Source organism: Vibrio sp. 10N.222.55.C6, from assembly GCF_041473395.1.
Classification (GTDB): domain Bacteria; phylum Pseudomonadota; class Gammaproteobacteria; order Enterobacterales; family Vibrionaceae; genus Vibrio; species Vibrio crassostreae_C.
The window spans coordinates 84,322-104,736 of sequence record NZ_JBFRSD010000039.1; the positions used below are offsets into that span (position 1 = coordinate 84,322).

Consider the following 20,415-nt stretch of genomic DNA (forward strand, 5'->3'; position numbering starts at 1 on the left):
GGGATTAGCGATTCGCTTTCAATGCCCTATTTTATTGTAGCTTACTCAACCTTTTCAGGAGGCAAAGCCCAAGGCGCTTCAGTTGCGCTGCCATCTAAACCGAGCTTCCACACACGACCAAAATGCTTGTAATGGCCCGCTTCTGTACCCGCTCGAGGGCCCATGCCGTGGTAAAGGTCCAAATGGTTTTGCTTAACCGCGCCGCCCGTATCCAAAACCAATAGCAGTCTTAGTTGATGAGCGCCGCTCCAAGTACCATCAGCATTCAATAATGGAACCTCAGCAAGAATCGGCGTCCCCATAGGCAAGATAGAGCGATCGCCCGCAACCGCCGCCATAGGTAATAGAGGAATGCCCGCGCTACCCATCACAGATAGGTCGTCTCTCGCTTCAAAAAACACGAAAGATGGGTTTTGCTCAAGCAGCTCTTTGACCACTTCAGGATCGTTTGCCAATACCCACTCTTTGATTGCTTTTAGCGACATTTTTTCGCGTGGAACTAAGCCTCGTTCAATCAGAACACGGCCAATGCTCACATAAGCTTTATTGTTCTTACCCGCGTAGGCGAAATACTGCAGCGTGTCATCATCACCGAAGTGTACAAATCCACTGCCCTGTACTTCCATCATAAATGGGTCGATACGGTTTGCTGAGTAACCTAACTCAAGGCCCTGACCTTCTAGTGCGCCGTTGTAAATCTCTTGGCGTGTTGGACACTCTTTACCACACTCAGGAAGCCCGTAAACAGGGTAACGATATTCTTCATTCGCTTCGTGGCGCAGCTCCATCACAGGAGAAAAGTAGCCCGTGAACAAAACATTGCCTTGTTTATCACCACCACCTAGTTGAGCGGTTTGAACGCCAAAATTCGCTAGCTCGCTTGGATCTCCACTCAGCATCGCCCACTCATTGAGTTGTTGATAAAGCGGCTCATAGATTTTAGCCATCGAAGGGGATTTAGAAACCACCATCTCAGCTTGTTCTGCAAATGCGGTGTAGTCTCTTGGTTTATTGGATTCAACCTGATCGACCTTATTCAAGGTGCGAGGAAATTCGTCATCAAGGTGTTGCTGAGCAAGATCAGTGGGTTGAGCACAGCCAAATAACAAAGAGGCAGCGACAAGGGGAAGCCATTTTTTAATCACAAGAGTCATCCTAAAAATTCTATGCATCGAGGATGACAAAAACAGTCAGATAACACAATCTTAGATTGTAAGAGTTTACAAGAAGATAACCTATCGGACGGAGTTATCGATATGGCCCTTAAGGCGGAAGATGGGATTGTAGTGACTGTCAGAATCGAGCACCATTTCTGTATTGTCAGAATTGGTCATGCGGAAGCGATAGGTTTTATCACCCGCCTTGTATTCAAAGTAGTTTCCATCAAAGTCAAAGCTCGTCGAAACAACAGACCCACGAACTGACACACCATTAGCATTCAGAACAAACTCATCGGTCGCATAATGTGCAACATCTTGCTCTATCCAAGTGCCGTATATCAGATTGTCGGGCGTCGCCGCATTTTGCACTCGGGAAAGCACATCGCCGAACAAAGAAACCACCGCAAACGAACCCACTAAGGCTAGAACCATTAAACAACGTTCAATGATCTTACGCTTCAACTTAGATTGATTGCGCTGATCAGCTTCGCTGTAGAGACCTTTGGTTATCTCATCGATTTTGTTCTTTGTTGCTGGAGCTTGTTGCATTCGGTGACTACTCATAAGGATGCTATGCGCATTCTACACTGAGACAGTTTATATATTGAAGCCTAGATAAGAATAGTTTGCGCTTTATTCCAAAAAGGTGTTGTTTACATTTGAATTTAAATGCTAAATTATCGAATAAATAAACAAAATGGACTTGTTCTGTGAAATTAAGAAGTACAGCGCTAGTAAAAGGTTTCAGACAATCAACCCCTTACGTAAATGCTCACCGTGGCAAAACCATGGTCATTATGCTGGGAGGCGAAGCCGTTGCCGACAGGAACTTTGGTAACATTATTAGTGATATAGCCTTGCTCCACAGCCTTGGAGTAAAGATTGTTCTCGTTCACGGGGCAAGACCGCAGATCAACCAATTGCTCGCCAAGCAAGATTGCCATACGCCTTATCACAAGAATATTAGGGTCACTGATGAATATTCTTTGGGCGTCGCTATGCAGGCTGCTGGACAGCTTCAACTTGCCATCACCGCACGCCTCTCAATGAGCTTAAACAACACGCCGATGGCAGGCACTCAACTCAATGTTATGAGTGGTAACTTCATTACGGCTCAACCGCTTGGCGTGGATGACGGTACGGATTATTGCCACAGCGGGCGTATTCGTCGAATCGATATCGAAGGGATCAATCGCACGCTTGACCAAGGTTCAATTGTACTGCTTGGCCCTATTGCCAGCTCCGTGACAGGCGAAAGCTTTAACCTACTTTCTGAAGAGGTCGCTACCCAAGTTGCTATTCGTCTAAAGGCCGACAAGCTGATTGGCTTCTGCTCCGAACAAGGGGTAACAGATGAACGCGGTAACGTGCTCGCCGAACTCTTCCCTAAAGATGCCAAGCAAATTCTAGAACGATTAACGGAATCTCAAAATCCTGCCGAAGACATGAGCACAGGAACACTGCGCTTCTTGAAAGGAGCGATCTCCGCTTGTCGAGCTGGTGTGCCTCGTTGTCATCTAATCAGCTACAAGGTAGATGGCGCATTAATCCAAGAGTTGTTCTCTTTTGACGGTATTGGAACCCAAGTGGTCATGGCTAGTGCCGAGCAAGTAAGACAAGCTCAGATTGACGATATTGGTGGCATATTTGACCTTATTCGTCCTTTGGAAGAACAAGGCATTCTCGTTCGTCGCTCAAGAGAACAATTGGAACAAGAGATTCACCGCTTTACGATTATCGAAAAAGACGGACTGATTATTGGTTGCGCTGCACTATATGCGTATCCGGAAGATCACATGGCAGAGATGGCGTGTGTGGCGATTCACCCTGACTATCGCGATGGAAACCGTGGGCAATTGTTGCTGGATTACATGCGTCACCAATCAAAATCTCGTGATATCGACCAGATTTTTGTCCTTACTACGCACAGCCTTCACTGGTTCCGTGAACAGGGTTTTTACGAGATAGCGGTTGATGAATTACCGATGGAAAAACAAGGGTTATACAACTATCAGAGAAACTCAAAGATCTTGGCGCTCAACGTATAAATAAAGTTTTGGAGCACAATCTCACTTCGACAGAAAAATAATTGCAAATGTAATCGCTTTCTATATGAGATTTATTAACTATGCACTTTCACTCACACGTATAATTGTATAGAATTTAGACGCTTTAATAATCTTAACAAATGTTTTTATTGGAATTGCCATCTCGATAGTCATGTCGAACTCATTGAGGTGGTCACTGCACGGATTGCTATACCCGTTGACGGCCAGCACGCTAACATTAGCTCTGCTCGTTAATATAAACAGCAAAAAGAGCAATATTGATATGAGAACCATTGTTTGTAACTCGCTGCAAAGTTTTTGGGATATGGCTGATAACCAATTCTTAGAAGGGCTAGACGTACACTGCGTGTTCCCTGTTAGCGAGAATCTAAAAGAGTTTATTTTGAATTGCCAAGCAAAGTACAAGATAAACCACATATCGTTTACTCGAGCGTTTTTAGGCTCTGATTCCTAATAACGCTCAAAGCAACCAAGGATGGTTGCTTTGTGTTTATCTAGCCCTAAGTTCAAAACCTTCTCTAGCCGTCCATAACGACTAATTCGTTAAGCGACTGCCTAAACCACTCACTCGCTCTGTTTTCACCTTAATCCCACGCTTCAACACATTTGTATCGCTGAACATCATCAGTCGTTTCTTCGCACGTGTAATACCTGTATAGATAAGCTCCCGCGTTAAAATAGGGCTGAAATCTGGCGGCAAGATCATTAAGGTCAGATCAAATTCACTACCCTGAGATTTGTGTATTGTCATTGCATAAGCCGTTTCATGATCGGGCACTCGGCTTGGTAGCACAGCTTTTACGCTGCCATCGGGCAACTCAAAATAGACCTTCAAACGAGGGGTTAAGTCAGGTTGACTAGAACCCGCCTCAAGCATACAGATACCAATATCACCATTGTACAAACCCAAGCCATGATCATTTCGCGTCACCATAACAGGACGTCCGTGATACCACAGCTCATCATTATGAGGGCTCACCAAACGCCTTGCGGCCAGTGCTCTTTCAATTCTGTGGTTGAGGCCTTTAACACCAAAATCCCCTTCACGAATGGAACACAACAGTCGGCATTGGCTGAACAAATCGAGTACCGATTTCGCTCTCGCTTCTTGAGTTTCTAACTCTTCCAACGGCACATTCATTCTATTGAGGTACGCACCATACTCGTTAACCAAAGTACGCAGCATCAGGTTATAGCTGTCACTCGACAGAGGGTGGTTTTCGATATCGCCAAAACCTTTGGCAAACACTTGGTCTACTTGATTCGCAGAACCATTATTGATTGCTTTTGCCAGCTGACCGATACCGGAGCGCGCATCGAAACGATAACTCTTCTGCAGCATACACAAGCTATCCGCAATCGCAGGCGGATTCACCGCTCCAGCTTTGTTTTGTCTTGGTTTAGCTATCGCATCAAAACCTGTCATCTCTGCAATCAAATTGCCTTGCGCTGTGCTGTACCCTGCAGAGTTGAATGAACAGATATCACCGAGCACAGCACCTGCCTCTACTGAAGCGAGTTGGTCTTTATCACCCAATAAGATGAGCCTTGCGTGCTCAGGAAGTGCATCCACCAGCTTATACATCATCGACAGATCAACCATTGAAGCTTCATCCACTACCAAGATATCAAGGTGGAGTGGATTGCGTCGGTTATGCCTAAACTCAGCACGGTTAGGAATCGCGCCGAGTAATCTGTGTAAGGTGCTCGATTCGGTCGGTATGTTGGCTTTCACTTCAGGCGCTAATGGCAGCTGTTCAATTGCTTTACCGATCGACTCGGTTAAACGCGCCGCCGCTTTACCCGTTGGTGCCACTAGCTTAATCGTTGGTGTTTTACCTTGGCTGAGAGATTGCTCGACCATCGCCGACAGTAATTTGGTTACCGTGGTTGTTTTACCAGTACCCGGCCCACCAGAAATCACCGCAAAACGACGACTCAGCGCCACCGCTGCCGCGACTTTTTGCCAGTTCAAACATGCCGATAACGGCACCAAGTCGTCCAACACATCTAAGTCCGTTACCTGCTTAGCTTGTACAATCGCTTGGTCGATTGATCCCCAATCTAAAGCCTGCTCATTCACAATATCAAGATGGTCACACACCAATTGTTGGCGTAATACCTGAGACGTTTGTTGGCTTGCTTCAGCCTTGGATAAGGCGTTAAACAGAAAATGATAGCTACGTGCAAAAAGCAGATTGAGCGTTTCAGTCAGCGCTTTTTTCTGCTCAGTATTGAACTCTACCGGCTTACTTAAACGGTTTAAGGTCTCAGCCAACACAACTTCGTAGTTCCAATAACGCTGTAAATAGACACGCTGCCCATCGAACATTAGAGGCTTAACACAATCGTTGGTCGTTCCCACTAAGTTTGATGATTGAAGCACAGCCACCCAATCAATACCCAACAGTTTTTGGTTCAATTGCAGTGCAGTTTCACCGTATAACCCAAGTAACTGAGCAAGATCTGCCGCTAGTTCAGGGCCTGTCGTATGCTGCTGTATAAGCTGAGTACAAATGTGTCCTTTGCCTAATTCATGGCTCACTACTCCCGCGAGAAAGCCGATCTCTTGAGGGTAGCTCGTGGCTTGCTGAGCAAGAAAACGGGCAAATTGATAATCCAACTGACGAATAGAACCCTTATCCGCAAGAAACTGGAGTACATCCATCAGTTGCTCAGGAATAAGTGAAACTGGCTTTGCTGTGTTCGCAGTATCTATGCCGGTATTAGTGGTCGTTGTTGTCATTATAAAAGCCCCATCTGTCCAGTTTCATTGTCATTCAATTGTGCTGAACGTCTGTCTATCACTTTACCGTCAATCAATTGATCCATTTCATCGAGCAAAGCCAGTGTTGGTTTCGCCGAGAAAATACCTTGTTGAGATTGACCGTCCATTCCTCTTAAGAACAAGTAATAAACCCCACCAAAATGTTGTTCATAACTGTAATCCGCAACGCGGCTGCGTAAAAAGCGATGCAATGCCAACGCATAGATCTGATATTGCAGATCATAACGGTGGTCAGCCATCGCCGATTTCAATGCTTCGCCATGGTAGACAGCAACATCATCTCCTAAGTGATTCGATTTCCAGTCGAGTACATAGTATTTACCTTGGTGCTCAAACACCAAATCGATGAAGCCTTTCAACATACCTTGCACGGTTTGGAAACCTAGATCGCCCGCTTTGGCTGACAATGGATCGTGATATTGAATGGTTTGATTCAGTTCAGATGCAGCCAATACTTCGATCGGCAGTAAGAATTCCATCTCAACTAAACGTTGCGTCGAGTCTTTCTCGCTTAGCTTTAAGTTCTTGCCGTCTAATGCGGTGTTCAGCACTGTATCGACCAGTTGCTGAAGCACAGGTAGCCACTCTAATTCATATTGCTCTGATTCTAATAAGTGAGTGATTACTTGCGTGTTATGTTCACTGGTTGCTGGCTCGGTAAATTCAACCTCCTCAAACAAGGTGTGTAAGAAAGTACCTGGGCGAGCACCACGAGGGAACGTAAAGATAGAGCGTTCAGGCTCAATCAACTCAGACTCATCCTGCTCATCAGCCGAGTCAATATCAAAACCAGACACCTCAATGGTCGCGTCATGACTCGCACCGTGACTGCCCTGTTTGACAAGCCCCGAGTAACTGGTGATACGCCAAGCTCGGTCAATTGAAGCCTTAAGTTCACTGGCCTGTAAGTCGTCACTCACTTGCTCTGTTTGCACAAAAATTTGTTCGTGAGCGGTAGGTGTTTCGGCTAACAGCACACTGGAATTCTTACCCTCAATAGCCGATAGAGCTTGATGCAACTCGGCGATGCCTTGCTCTTGTCCGTTTTGAACCAAATAGCCCATGGCACTCAAGTGAACGCCGGTCGGCTCTTTGGTTGAACGCCCTTTACGTAGCGGTGCCATGCCAATAAAACATCCATAAACAGCACGAGTCAGCGCCACGTAAATCAAACGTAAGTCTTCCGCCAATCGCTCTTTGTCGGCTTGAGCTAAGGCACTATCGCTACCCGTAATATCAAGTACCGTGGTATCTGAATCATGGTCGTAGAACTTACCTTCACTCGCTTCACGATAGCTTGCAACGAACGGCAAAAATACTAAGTCATATTCCAAGCCTTTCGATTTATGAATGGTAACGATTTGAACCAAGTTTCTTTCTGATTCAAGGCGTTGAATGTCGTCGTCACTGCCACCTAAACCATTTTGTGCATCTGAGATTGCTTCAGCCAGCCAACGCAACAAGCCATAGTCACTGTCGAGTTCTTGTCTTGCTTGTTGCAACAATTCGCCAATGTGCATTAAATCAGTGAGTGAGCGCTCACCATTTTCTTCTTCCAGTAAGCGTTCCGCGAGATGTCGTTTACTGATCACGCTGCGAAGCATTGGCAACACGCCGCGCTGAAGCCACAACTTACGATATTCTCTAAACTCGTTAACGACGTTTTCCCACACCACTTCATCGTTGTTGAGTTCATCCAATGATGCGGCATCCAGAGCAAACAACTCCGACGCTAAACTGGCGCGTAATGCTCGGTCATTTTCAGGTGTCAGCACCGCCTGCAACAAACGTTGAATATCTTGTGCGACCAAGCTGGTGAACACACTGTCTCGGTTGGATAAATACACGCTCGCAATGCCTTGTTCCGACAGCGCATTTTTGATCAGGCGACCTTCACTGCCGGTTCGAACCAAGACAGCAATATCACCCGCATTCACGGCATGTTGTTTTTTGCCGTTATCAAAATAGGCTTGCTGGTTTTGAGAAGCGGTCAGAATGGTTTGAATTTGACTCGCCGTCGCCTCTGCCATTGCCTTGTGATATTCGCCCTTTGGTAACGGCTTGTCTTCAGCCTCTTGCAGCCAAAAGGTGAGCGCGTGTTGAGTTTGACCATTCATCACCCATTGGCGTTTGTCAGCCGATGGGCTCGCAGCTACTGGCAAAAATGGAATGTCTTGGTCGTAGATAAACGGGCTATCCGAATTCATAAACACTTGGTTTACCGCGCTGACCATATCAGCACTCGAACGCCAGTTAGTGCCTAACGTATAGTGAGCACTCACTTGGTTTCTTGCCTTAATGTAGGTAAATATATCGGCACCGCGGAAACCGTAGATAGCCTGCTTAGGGTCGCCGATCATAAACAGGCCACATTGCGGATTGTCTAAATAGATTCGACTAAAAATACTGTATTGCAGCGGATCGGTATCTTGGAATTCATCGATCATCGCCACTGGGTATAAGGTGCGGATTCTCTCCACCAGCAGTGATTGCTCATCCACATCAATGGACGCGGATAACTGAGTCAACAAATCATCAAACGATAACCACTGCTTTTGCTGTTTAGCTTTGGCTAACATGGTTCGGCAATGGGTAATGGCATGCGCCAGCAATGGAGCTTTTAGATCTGCTGGAGAATTTAAGAAGTCCTCAATCGCTTCGAAAACGGCGTGCTGAGGTGCAGTGCCTTTCGGTGTTTTTTCAATTAACGTGGCTTGTGAGAACTTATCTAGTTTATCTGGAAGCTGGTAATCATGAGTGTCGCTCTGCGCCCATGCCGTGACCGCTTCTAACCAAGTCGGTAAAGACTTCTTGGTGTAGCTACGCTTGTTCACATCTGAACCTGAAATCAAAGCCAAAAAGTCCGCTTCGGATTCGCACCACAACGCCTTAAGTTGCTTCACTTTATCTAGGTTTTGATTGTGCAGAGTTTGCAGGTCGCCCGACATTGCTTCGACGGTTAGCTTTAGTGGAGAACCCGTCAGATAACGATTTACGTCAGCCAATAGAGAAGCGGGAGAACCCCAGATATTACGAACCTCACCTGCTAATTGAATTGGCAATGGGTAGAACTGTTTACGCCAATAGTCGGCAACCACTTGTGCTTTTAGGTGGCTTTCATCGGTCACAAATTCATTATCAAAGCGGCTTCCAGACTCGAAGGCATTTTGAGTCAACATTCGCTGACAGAAACCGTGAATGGTGTAGACCGCTGCTTCATCCATTTGTCTTTCAGCGTTAAGCAGAGTTTTAGCTGCGCCAGCATGATCATCGATGGCTTGTAACAAAGGAGCAATCACTGGGTCGTCACTTTGCCCACGTGCAAACGCAATCCGTGCATCATGGATTCGAGCACGGATACGATCTCGCAGCTCAGCGGTAGCTGCTTCAGTAAAGGTCACCACCAGAATTTGGTCTACAGTTAGTGGCTCATGGTGTCGTGTAGCTTCCGTCAGATCACCTTGCGGCGCAGCAGTGCCGTGCCCCAGCAGTAAGCGCAAATACAAGCCAGCAATAGTAAATGTTTTACCCGTACCCGCCGATGCTTCAATTAAACGCGCGCCATGAAGTGGAAACGTCATGGTATCGAGTGTTTTTGGAGCGATTACCTGAACACTGCTTGTGGTCGTCATGCCTTACTGCCTTCTGATAAATTAGTTTGTTACAAATGTGACCTAGCGTAGAAAATGTCATTCAATTTACGTCCTACGCCATTTTGTTAATAGTTAGTGCGATCTCTCTCACGGATCAATTCAGATCGCCTCGCTACTATGCGCCCACGAGTTCAGGATCGCCTACGAGTTTTATACTCATGCGTTACTTTGAACCACAGAATAATGGTCCCTCTGACCTGTGGCCGTACAGCGAACGCCCTACACTAATAATGATTTACTGGCGGCCACTTTATTTCCTGTACCTGCTTCCCTTTGCCTTGATTCCCTTCACTTTGAATGCAGGCATCCCAAACGCTGACCAACAACTCTCTTTCGTTTTTCATTAATTCAGCGTGCACGCTATTGATCTTGTCGATCACAGCCACTTACTCCTGATCTGCCAGATCGGCAGCAGCCAACCTTGCCGCCTGTAGCACAAGCGTTGAATACATACGCGACTCAGTAGCCAATTCATCGTCCCATTTAGACCAGATTCGTGAGATGTAGGTATCTCTACCCTCGCCCGTGAAGGCGAAGCTGTCATTAAAGGTATCGGCCATTTTCTTAAGGGACTTTTCTTCGTCATCGACCCATTTCCCACGACTAAAGCCCGCTTCAACACCAGCTAATGCGGTTTTCGGGAAGTAAGGTAATGGCGCTGTCATGCCTTGATAAAACAGTCGTACTAACTCAGCCAGCAAACTCTTCGCCTGCTGCGCATCGCCAATCGGTTGTAGTGTTTGGTGAACCACGCCCTCTTTTCTGTCATAGCCAATAATATGGGTCGTTTTTCCGTGCCCCATAACAGCGCAGGATAGGTGATCAATCCACGCTGCCAAGTAATCTTGAGAGCGTATTTTGCCGCTACGGAAACGCACTAGACCTGATTGATAGTTTTGAGTTAACCACCCCATCAAGCGAACAGGTTTGCCTTCGCCTAACACATCAAGTTCGATATTCACTTCGAGATCTTGTTGCGGTGATCCACTCACAAATCGAATCTCTTTGGCTAAGTCTTCCGCTTGAACACGGTTGGTTTCAAATTCGATATCACCAAAGGCGCCAACCGGTAAGCGACCCTGTGCTTTTTGCTCAGAGACAAACAATCGAACCGCTTCGTCAGCGCCTTCAGGATGGTCCAGCAACACTTGCAGCAGCGCATCTTTAAGCTGGAAGCTCTCTAGCCCATTGAGTACGAATGGTTCATCGTCTTCCATTACCGGAAGAGGTGGCTCAAACACCACTTTGAGACGGCGATTAAAGAAGTACTGCACTGGCAAACGCCAAAAACGCTGTAACTCAACCAGATCCAATTCCAGTGGATAGCTCGCACCAAGTAAATAATCATCCAATGCGCGATTGAATTCACCACTGCGTTCGCCAGAACGATTTGCCGCAGGTAGCCACTCTTTGGCGTAGCTCAATACATGGCTTGCGTCACCTTGCGTGAAAGCTGCAGGGCTGAACGGTGTCATGGTGTGTTCAAAGCTGATCGCTTGAGTCAGGTTGATGCCTGAATCATCACTTGGTAGCGCTTGGTCTTCGCTTAAACTGTAGTTCTGGTGGCAGTACTCAATCAACTCAGAAACCAATACCGACGGTACTCGCTCAGTATTATCTTGAATCGAACGGCCGACATAGCTGATGTATAAACACTCTTGTGCTGACAGCATTGCTTCTAGGAATAGATAACGGTCATCATCACGACGAGAACGATCACCAGGTCGAGTGCGCCCGTTCATCAGGTCAAAACCTTCTGGCGGCATTGAGCGAGGGTAAACCCCATCATTCATGCCTAACAAACAGACGGTTTTGAACGGAATAGAACGCATCGGCATCAAGGTACAAAAGTTAACTTGTCCCGCTAAGAAACGCTGACTGATACGGGCGCCCGACAGTTTATTATTTAAGTACTGATAGATGATACTCGGCGACAACTCTTGCTTATACAAGGCATCATCAAGCTGTTCATTCAGTTGTGAAAGTGCATCACGAATCGACTTAAGCACCACCTCACCTTCCAGCTCAACCGCAAAAAAATCATCAATCATTTGCAGCAAGGTTTCACGCCACATATCGATTGATTGGGTTTCAGTTAGTCGTTGGCGGTAATGAGCGATACGGTCAATAAAGTGCGCTAACTTACCCGCAAGTTCGGCGTTAATACCCTGAACTTCGTTATAAGCCGCAATCGGAGAATGTTCAGTTTCAAACAAGCCCGCAGAGTCTGACATCGCATAGCCCAGTAACATACGCTGAATACCAAATAGCCAGGTATTTTGCTCAGTCGCAGGTAGATCAAATTCTGTTGCAGTTGAAGCATCAACCCCCCAACGAATGCCCGCCTCTTCAACCCACTGCTTAGCTTGTTCAAATTGAAATTCATCAATACCGAAGCGTGCCATCATCGCTGGGATTTCTAATAGCTCTAGAAGTTCAGAAGCTAGACAACGCGTGTTCGGTAACGCGACCAACTGCATGAACGCGGTCAGAATTGGGCTCTCTTGGTCTGCCGTTCTATCCGAGATCGAGTAAGGGATATAACGCTCACCCGGAGCATTACCAAATACCGCCTGAATAGCAGGGCTGTAAGCATTGATGTCTGCCACCATCACAATGATATCGCGTGGTTTTAAGCTTGGATCAGCATCAAACATCGCTAACAACTGGTCATGGAGAACCTCCACCTCGCGCATTGGGCTGTGACAAGCGTGTACCGTCAACGAACGATCGCCCAGCTCAACCACTTGTTTGTGGTTGCTGGAGTCTAAGATGTGATCGTCTTGGTGCTCTTCTAACTCAAGAATATCGGCTTGCAGTTGATGCAGCAGGCTGTCTCTCTCGACATCAATAAAGAACTCATGCTCTTCGCTGTCTGATTGAGACAGCAAGAACAGGTTATCTCTGCCCAGTTTACCCATAGACGCCAGTAAGCTATTACCGACCGCTTGGCTGGTATGCAGTTCGTCTTCAATATTGGCTTCAATGCCATCTTTTAATGGTGAGACTTCGCCTTCTAGCTGAGGTAAACCATCAACCAAAGCAAACTGCTTACGACGCTGCGCTTCCACTCTCGCCAAGTATTTACGGTCACGAATATCGCCCCAGTAATGTTGGCAAGGGTTGGTAAACATCAGGTGGACATCAATCTGCTCGCCAAGCGCTTTCAATGCGTCCATATAACGAGGAGGCAGTGACGAAATACCAAACACAAACAGACGTTTCGGCAGGTGTTGTAACTGGCCTTGTTGATTAGCTAACGCTTCAATGAAGTCGTGATACAAGTTACCACGGTGATATTTCGATTGGCCTTGAGAGAGCGTTTGCTCGTAGAGTGCCTTCCACAAAATCGGTTGCCAAGGGTGCTCTTGTTGCCCTTCACTATCAATCAATTCTGCAACGGGTTCTCCCGCTTCCCACATCGCCATCCACTCAGGTCGATACACCAAGTAGCCATCGAAGATGTCGGCAATTTTCTCTGCCAATTGGTACAACTTCGAATCATCTTCGTCGTTTTCAAGGTAGCGTTGTAGAGGTAAAAAATCAGGGTGGTCAAGCTTAGCGGGTAACAAACTCATCAGCTTCCATGTCATCGCTTCCTTGTTAAAAGCACTGCGTTTAGGTACATCAGGAAGCACTTGGGTAAACATATCCCAAATGAAGGTTGCTGGAAGAGGAAAGTCTATATTTGCTGCTACACCAAACTCTTTGGCGAGTTCCATCTTAAGCCATTGAGACATACCTGGGCTCTGAACCAAGATCTGCTCTTTTTCGAAAGGGTTGGCTAAAGGATCACTTTTGATTAAATGAACGAGAAGGATTTTTAAAGTATCGACTTTATTGGAATGGTAAACAGTAAACAAAGTGCACTCACGCTAATCTTGCCACAATATAAAGCCAGATTAGCATAAGTGCCGAGTTTGGATGAGGAATATAAGCTTATGAAATACCGAAAGCTTAAGGTCCGTTTATCTTTTGAACTATTGCCCTTTACAATCTGCCCGCTACCGCACTTAAAACACGGTGAGGTTTGTAGTTCATGTAATAACGAACCGCCACATAACCGACGACGAAGGTTGCCACAATCAGTTCTAGGTACGCTAGATTGAACACTTGGCTGATGTAGTGCGCTTCAACACCTTGTGCTTGCATCCACGCAGCCAGTTTGAACAAGGCTGTTGCACCAATCACGATTGGGAAAGTAAACGCTGCATAACCAGGGCTAAATGGCAGACGAAGTAGTTTGAAAAACGTCATATAGATAATGAACGTCATCAACACTGCAATACCAAATAGTAAACCAATGATCACAGGTGAAGGGTTAGCAGTAACGGTTAAGTAACCCGCCAAAGATAGGCTTGCCGGTGCTGCCATAATCGCAATCGTTGGTTTTGCAGCATCTGGCACTTCGTGAGAGAAGATCAAACGGTAAACCATGATTGGTAGCATTACTGCGTAAACCAATAAGCCGAATACCAAAGTCGCGTTAGCTACTGGCTCTAAAACTGGATTACCTGAGAAAGAGACGTCAGCGACGATAATACCGATCGGTGGCACAAACCAGCTTGGCACCATGTGGTGAATCTCAAAGTTTTTAGCTCTGTGGTACAAAAAGCTCATTAGAAACACAACATGCAAAGCCACAGAAGCCAACCACATAGCTTCTTGTAAGAATTGAGAGATTGGCGCCAAAGACGCTGACACCACCATGCACCCCATTGCAAATGTTGGTACCACACTGCCGACAACAGGGTGAGCAAGATCTTCACGCAATAGGTGACCATGAATCAAAAATTTCACAGCTAAAACAAGAAGTAATACCGCCGCAATGCCAGCACTGATCCACTGCACCAAACCCGGTGTGTGTAAGATACCTTGTGCGACTAGAACACCATCCCAACACCAGCCTAAGCTTGCAATTGCGAGTGCTAACCCTGCCATGGGTGTTGGAGCTCCTGTTAATCTATATTTAATACGTTGAATCATGTCAGCCTCTCTTAAACCTAATTCACTAAACTTGTGAACTCATCAGCTTGTTGAAGCCATAATACGCTTGCGCTTCGTTAAACAATATCCAATTATATATAACAAGTGTTCATCAATACTGAACAGAATCCATTTTCACCAGCAGAGTAAAACTAGGAATCTGATGGCTAATATTTCAATAAAACAGCTCAAAGTGTTCGTCACTATTACTCAGCACTCGACATTGACTGCTGCCTCTGAGGCTCTGTTTCTGTCTAAAGCTGCGGTCAGCATGGCACTAGGCGAAATGGAGAAACAACTCGGCCACTCTCTATTTGACCGGGTCAACAACCGATTAATTCTCAACCAAGAGGGACATAAGTTACTTCCATTGGCGGATGAAATATTACATCGTGCTGCTGGTATTGATGTTTTGTTCCGTGATGATCAGCCTTTAAGTGGCAATCTAAAGGTCGGCGCGAGTGACACGATTGGTAATCAGGTCGCACCGTTTATTTTGTCAGGCTTTCGCGAACGAACTCAACATCAGGATCAAAGCTTGTTCATTTCAAACAGTGCCCTGATCTGCCAAAAGTTGGTGGATTATGAACTTGATATCGCGCTAATTGAAGGAAAAACATTACACCCTGAACTCATTTCGAGTCAGTTTAGCAGCGATGAAATGTGTATTATTGTTAGTAATCAACATCCTCTCGTTTCAAAAGAAAAAGTGACTTTAAGCGATTTGGAAGATAGTCACTGGATTCTACGTGAATCAGGCTCAGGGACCCGCGAGTTTTTCCTTCGTGCCGTTGCGCCTCGCATCGAACATTGGTATGAATCCTTTGAACTCAACACCACTGAAGCGATCATCAATTCAGTTTCAGCCAATCTTGGATTCGCTTGTTTATCACGATTGGCGGCGCAACGAGCGATTGATTCAGGCCGAGTGAAAGCGCTCGATGTGCCACTCGACATGAAACGACGTTTCTGGATGCTGGTACACAAGGACAAATACCAGAGCCCACTACTGAAATCTTTCATGAGTTATTGTGAAGACTGGGCTACACATCAAGATTGAGGCCGCATTGTTAGGGCTCCAACTGGACTTTTAACATCAGAAACTGTATAAAAAGCCAGTAAAATTTATCAAACTTAGAGGATTAACCATGGCTGTTATCGTCAAGTACGTGGTGGAACGCAACGGAGAAGAGAAAATGACTTTTACCTCTAAAGCCGAAGCCGACGCATACGACAAAATGCTGGATATGGCTGATGAGCTTTTTGAACTTTTAGGCAAAAGCGATTTAGTTGAAGATGAAGGCAAGCAAGAAGAACTTGCAATGTACCTAGCAAAGAACAAAGAAGAAGTTCTTTACGCATTAGGTGCTAAGCGTAAGCCAGCTCCGAAAAAAGCTAAGAAGCTTGAAGCTGTTGAAGACGCAGAAGAAGATGCAGCTTAACTAGCTGATACCTTTCTAAAAAACGTCAATGACGCCTCTAATCAGAGTTCGTTATTGGCGTTTTTTATACTTATCGAAATATAATGAAGCTTGTTTATAGTCGAAATCGCTCTAAACATTCGCTTGCATGAAAGTGTGAGGAAGATCTAATCTATAGCCATCAGGTGATGGGGTTCCACCTAAGCTTTTGCTTCAACCGCCCGTTCTTTCCGAACAGTGCTAATGACTCCTACAGAATCGAAAACAGGTAATACTGTTGGACGTATCGCTATTCCTCCATTTTGAAATGGACTTAGTCTATTAAGACCAAGTTCCATGACACCTTTGGATTATCGATACTCAAGATCTGTAGTGAATTAGCCGCACCTCTTCCAACACGTCCTGTTTTCTCAACGCCCTAGGCCTTAAATGGCTCTATAAGTGAGAAAACATTATGCACTACTCTTCAGAAATTCAATCAATGTGCCCTATTCAAAGGGGTGATCTTCACAATTCAGCTCCAATTCCAGTTGAAGGCGCAATGGTTAGCCCAAAAGATGTCATCGCTATTTCTGGCTTAAGCCACGGTGTTGGCACTTGTGCACCACAACAAGGTGCTGCAAAACTGACTCTTAACGTAAAAAACGGCATCATCGAAGAAGCATTAATCGAAACGATTGGTTGTTCAGGTATGACTCAATCTGCCGCGATGGCTGCGGAAATCCTCACCGGAAAAACCATTCTAGAAGCGCTGAATACTGACTTGGTATGTGACGCGATTAACGTCGCGATGCGCGAAATCTTCCTGCAGTTTGTTTACGGTCGAACTCAGTCGGCTTTCTCTGAAGGTGGCCTAGAGATCGGCGCAGCACTAGAAGACTTAGGTCAAACACAGCGCAGCCAAGTTGGCACCAGCTACTCAACCGCAGCAAAAGGCGTTCGTTACCTAGAGCTTGCAGAAGGTTACGTAACCAAGCTTGCACTTGATGATCACAGCGAAGTGATTGGCTACGAATATCTCAACCTCGGCAAAATGATGAAGGCGATTAACCAAGGCGTGCCAGCGAATGAAGCGGCCGACCTTGCGACAGGGACCTATGGCCGCTTCGATGAAGCCGTGACCACTATTAACCCACGCCAACAGTAATTTTGCCAATTTAGAGGAAAGATATGATGAACACTCAATTTAATGAATCAGTAACTCGCGTATTGGCAGAAATGAACTTCGACTCGTTGGAGCAAGCAAACCAATACTGTTTATCACATAATGTCGACCCAAAAGCATTAGTGATGGACACCCAACCTATCGCTTTTGAAAGCGCTGCCGATGCTTATATCCTAGGCTCAGCACTGGCGCTATTTCGTAAAGCCACCAGCGCAGAACAAGCCGCTAATATTATTGGTGAAGGTCTTCAAGCATTCACCAAACCTGGCAGTGTTGCTGAACAACGCCAAGTTGGTATTGGACATGGCGCGCTAGCCGCTCGTCTTCTCAATGAAGAAAGTCACTGCTTCGCCTTCCTTGCGGGTCACGAATCTTTTGCTGCAGCAGAAGGTGCGATCAAAATCGCACTAAACGTCAACAAATCACGTCAAAACCCATTGAAAGTGATCTTAAATGGCCTAGGTAAAGATGCCGCTTATCTTATCTCACGCATCAACGGCTTCACTTACGTGCGCACTCAATACGATTACCAAACAGGTGAACTTGTTGAAACAGAACGTCGCCGTTTCTCACAAGGCCCTCGCGGCGACATCTTGTGTTACGGCGCTGATGATGTTCGTGAAGGTGTGGCTATCATGCACAGAGAAGAGGTGGATGTCAGTATTACGGGTAACTCAACCAACCCTACTCGCTTCCAACACCCAGTAGCGGGTATCTACAAAGCAGAACGCACTCGCCAAGGTTTGCCATACTTCTCAGTTGCTTCAGGCGGCGGTACAGGTCGAACATTGCACCCAGATAACGTAGCAGCAGGCCCAGCGTCTTACGGCATGACCGATACCATGGGCAGAATGCACGCTGATGCTCAGTTCGCAGGTAGCTCTTCAGTTCCTGCTCACGTGGCGATGATGGGCTTCATCGGCATGGGCAACAACCCAATGGTCGGAGCGACGGTTGCATTGGCTGTGGCAGTGAGTGAATCTCAACACGCATAACGACAAAGTGAGTCCCACAATCTGCCTGTTATGTAGAGTCTGTTAGTTGAGAATCAAGCAATAACGGACGACTAAAACTCTACACCTATCACTAAAACCAAACAGCCAGCCTTATGCTGGCTGTTTTTTATTCACATTTGCTCTACTATCTATTTCTAATAATTATTTGTATCTAAGATTAAATACATTCTGCTGTCGTATTTAACTACATATTTTCAAAGGAATAATATGAAAGAGCTCATCATTCATACCATTACCGTGTTCATGGGCTTTTTTGCCATCATGAACCCTATCGCCAACACACCGATCTTTCTTTGATTAACAGGTGATAATGATAGGGAAACGGTCAAGTCTATCGCTTTCCGCTCAGTGTTCATCGCCTTCATCATCGTCAGCACCTTTGCTGTCTCGGGTAAACTCATCTTCGACCTCTTTGGTATCGCGCTTTACGCGCTTCGTATCACCGGCGGGATCCTCGTGTTCTTGATTGGCTTTCATATGCTGCAAGGTGACTCAACACACTCTAAAGCAAAAGAGAAGGTCAACTCAGACGCTCAACAAGATGCGGCGCTCAGTATCGCCGTCTCGCCACTGGCAATGCCAATATTAGCCGGACCGGGCACCATTGCCACCGCGATGAACTTTGCCAGCACCGAAGGCATCTACGAAACCATCGTCGCCTTTGGCCTACTATGCGCCTTAACCTACGTATTGTTTGTATTTGGCGAGCGCTTCGTTAAAGCCGTTGGACCAAGCGCACTGAACGTGATTACTCGAATGATGGGGTTGATACTCGCGGTAATCGGTATGCAGATGTTGATTGAAGGGATTGAGCAAGCTTATAAGGCACTGTTTATCTAAAGAGGGGATTCACAGGAGAATGTTGATTAACGCACCAATCAATTTGTGTTGATCTGCAGTGCTTTCTCATTGCAGAAAACTATCTCTCAAAAGACAAGCAATATCATTTTACAGACTTTATCCCGATACGCCCTTTCATAACGAGGGCGCTCTCTTTATGATGAACGCAATTAAATTAACTTTGCTAACGGCAGCGCTTGTTATTCGAGCCGTTGTTTTGGAATAGCAAAATCAAGACTCAACACATGGAGATTCAACATGGCTTATTTTTCACTAGCCTTCGGTACGGCAACCAAAAATCGCGACAATAAAATCATTGAAGCGTTCTTCCCTAACCCGCTTCTAAACCCAAGCGACGCTCTTGTAGCAGCTGTAGCTGAAGTGTCAGGTTACGCTGAAGGCAACCAAGCTATCGAAATCTCTGCTGCACAAAGCGCAGAACTGGCGAAGGCATTCGCAGCAAACGATGATGCAGCTAACGCATCTTTAGCAGAAAAAGCGGCAGCGTCTGAACAGCCACTTGTTCTTGTTGTTCTTGCTACTGACGAGAAGCCAGCATCAGTTGCTGAAGGCTTCCTAAAGCTACAACTTATCTCTAACCGCCTAGTACAACCACACGGTACGGTACTGGACGGCATCTTCGGTCTACTGCACAACATCGCATGGACAAACGAAGGCCCTATCGACCTACCTGAGCTGGCTGAGCGTCAAATCGAAGCTCGCCTTGCAGGTCGTGCTCTGTCTGTAGATTGCGTAGACAAGTTCCCTAAAATGGTGGACTACGTAGTACCAACAGGTATTCGTATTGCTGACACTTCTCGTGTTCGTCTTGGCGCACACGTAGGCGAAGGCACAACAGTAATGCACGAAGGTTTCATCAACTTCAATGCTGGTACAACTGGCGTGAGCATGGTTGAAGGTCGTATCTCTGCGGGTGTTGTTGTAGGTAACGGTTCAGACATCGGCGGCGGCGCTTCTATCATGGGTACTCTGTCTGGTGGCGGTACGATGGTTATCTCTATCGGCGAAAACTGCCTACTAGGCGCAAACGCGGGTCTTGGCTTCCCTATGGGTGACCGTTGTACAGTTGAGTCTGGTCTTTACGTGACTGCGGGTACTAAGGTTCGCATGCTAGATAAAGAAGGCAATGAAGTAGAAATCATTAAAGCTCGCGATCTTGCTGGCGTGTCTGATCTTCTGTTCCGTCGCAACTCAATCACAGGCCAAATCGAGTGCCTAGCGAACAAGTCTGCTGTTGAGCTAAACAGCGAACTACACAGCAACAACTAATCTAAGCGCTAGATGCTAGATGCTAGA

General features: G+C 46.2%; 14 protein-coding genes, 1 pseudogene and 1 riboswitch. Of the genes and pseudogenes, 8 read left to right on the forward strand and 7 right to left on the reverse strand.

Annotated features, from left to right (window positions below; genetic code table 11):
- Nucleotides 1–41 precede the first annotated feature (41 nt).
- Entirely contained in the window at nt 42–1,154 is a 1,113-nt protein-coding gene (gene mltA, locus AB4486_RS20830; protein WP_017064192.1) for a murein transglycosylase A, read from the reverse strand.
- An 81-nt stretch (nt 1,155–1,235) separates the two neighbouring features.
- Nucleotides 1,236–1,709: a DUF2850 domain-containing protein gene (locus tag AB4486_RS20835; protein ID WP_017064193.1), complete on the reverse strand. Its 474-nt coding sequence runs from the start codon at nt 1,707–1,709 to the stop codon at nt 1,236–1,238.
- A gap of 161 nt (nt 1,710–1,870) precedes the next feature.
- Here AB4486_RS20835 and argA point away from each other — a divergent pair, with 161 nt between their 5' ends.
- Together argA and AB4486_RS20845 are read left to right on the forward strand one after the other, a co-directional pair.
- On the forward strand, nt 1,871–3,208 hold the full coding sequence (gene argA / locus AB4486_RS20840; RefSeq protein WP_017065782.1) for an amino-acid N-acetyltransferase: 1,338 nt from the start codon (nt 1,871–1,873) through the stop codon (nt 3,206–3,208).
- Between the two features lie 283 nt (nt 3,209–3,491).
- A complete protein-coding gene (locus AB4486_RS20845) occupies nt 3,492–3,683 on the forward strand; it encodes a hypothetical protein (RefSeq protein ID WP_046224581.1) in 192 nt (63 codons plus the stop codon).
- A gap of 81 nt (nt 3,684–3,764) precedes the next feature.
- Here the strand turns inward: AB4486_RS20845 and recD are convergent, their stop codons facing one another.
- The 5 genes from recD to AB4486_RS20870 all read right to left on the reverse strand — a co-directional run bounded on the left by recD (nt 3,765) and on the right by AB4486_RS20870 (nt 14,611).
- Nucleotides 3,765–5,975, reverse strand: a complete 2,211-nt coding sequence (gene recD / locus AB4486_RS20850) for an exodeoxyribonuclease V subunit alpha (protein ID WP_372118473.1) — start codon at nt 5,973–5,975, stop codon at nt 3,765–3,767.
- Complete coding sequence (gene recB / locus AB4486_RS20855; RefSeq protein ID WP_372118475.1) at nt 5,975–9,649, reverse strand: exodeoxyribonuclease V subunit beta; 3,675 nt, start codon at nt 9,647–9,649, stop codon at nt 5,975–5,977. Before recB ends, recD begins: the two co-directional genes overlap by 1 nt.
- Nucleotides 9,650–9,894: 245 nt before the next feature.
- On the reverse strand, nt 9,895–10,050 hold the full coding sequence (locus tag AB4486_RS20860) for a hypothetical protein (RefSeq protein WP_372118487.1): 156 nt from the start codon (nt 10,048–10,050) through the stop codon (nt 9,895–9,897).
- Between the two features lie 6 nt (nt 10,051–10,056).
- Nucleotides 10,057–13,533 carry an exodeoxyribonuclease V subunit gamma gene (gene recC / locus AB4486_RS20865; RefSeq protein ID WP_372118478.1) on the reverse strand — a complete coding sequence of 1,159 codons (3,477 nt, stop codon included), beginning with the start codon at nt 13,531–13,533 and terminating at the stop codon, nt 10,057–10,059.
- 127 nt (nt 13,534–13,660) lie between these two features.
- The gene (locus AB4486_RS20870) at nt 13,661–14,611 is read right to left on the reverse strand and encodes a TDT family transporter (RefSeq protein WP_372118480.1); all 951 of its coding nucleotides are present in this window, start codon (nt 14,609–14,611) and stop codon (nt 13,661–13,663) included.
- A 208-nt stretch (nt 14,612–14,819) separates the two neighbouring features.
- Between AB4486_RS20870 and AB4486_RS20875 the strand changes: the two genes are divergently transcribed.
- From AB4486_RS20875 to dapD, 6 genes and pseudogenes are all read left to right on the forward strand, one after another.
- A complete protein-coding gene (locus tag AB4486_RS20875; RefSeq protein ID WP_048608012.1) occupies nt 14,820–15,716 on the forward strand; it encodes a LysR family transcriptional regulator in 897 nt (298 codons plus the stop codon).
- 88 nt (nt 15,717–15,804) lie between these two features.
- Entirely contained in the window at nt 15,805–16,098 is a 294-nt protein-coding gene (locus AB4486_RS20880; RefSeq protein ID WP_008223840.1) for a YebG family protein, read from the forward strand.
- Nucleotides 16,099–16,252: 154 nt separating this feature from the next.
- Nucleotides 16,253–16,337, forward strand: a riboswitch (Fluoride riboswitch).
- A 194-nt stretch (nt 16,338–16,531) separates the two neighbouring features.
- Nucleotides 16,532–17,224: an iron-sulfur cluster assembly scaffold protein gene (locus AB4486_RS20885; RefSeq protein WP_017071044.1), complete on the forward strand. Its 693-nt coding sequence runs from the start codon at nt 16,532–16,534 to the stop codon at nt 17,222–17,224.
- Between the two features lie 23 nt (nt 17,225–17,247).
- Complete coding sequence (locus AB4486_RS20890; protein ID WP_372118483.1) at nt 17,248–18,237, forward strand: GGGtGRT protein; 990 nt, start codon at nt 17,248–17,250, stop codon at nt 18,235–18,237.
- Nucleotides 18,238–18,465: 228 nt separating this feature from the next.
- Nucleotides 18,466–19,098, forward strand: a pseudogene (locus AB4486_RS20895) (MarC family protein).
- Between the two features lie 258 nt (nt 19,099–19,356).
- Nucleotides 19,357–20,388, forward strand: a complete 1,032-nt coding sequence (gene dapD / locus AB4486_RS20900) for a 2,3,4,5-tetrahydropyridine-2,6-dicarboxylate N-succinyltransferase (protein WP_372058755.1) — start codon at nt 19,357–19,359, stop codon at nt 20,386–20,388.
- Nucleotides 20,389–20,415 lie beyond the last annotated feature (27 nt).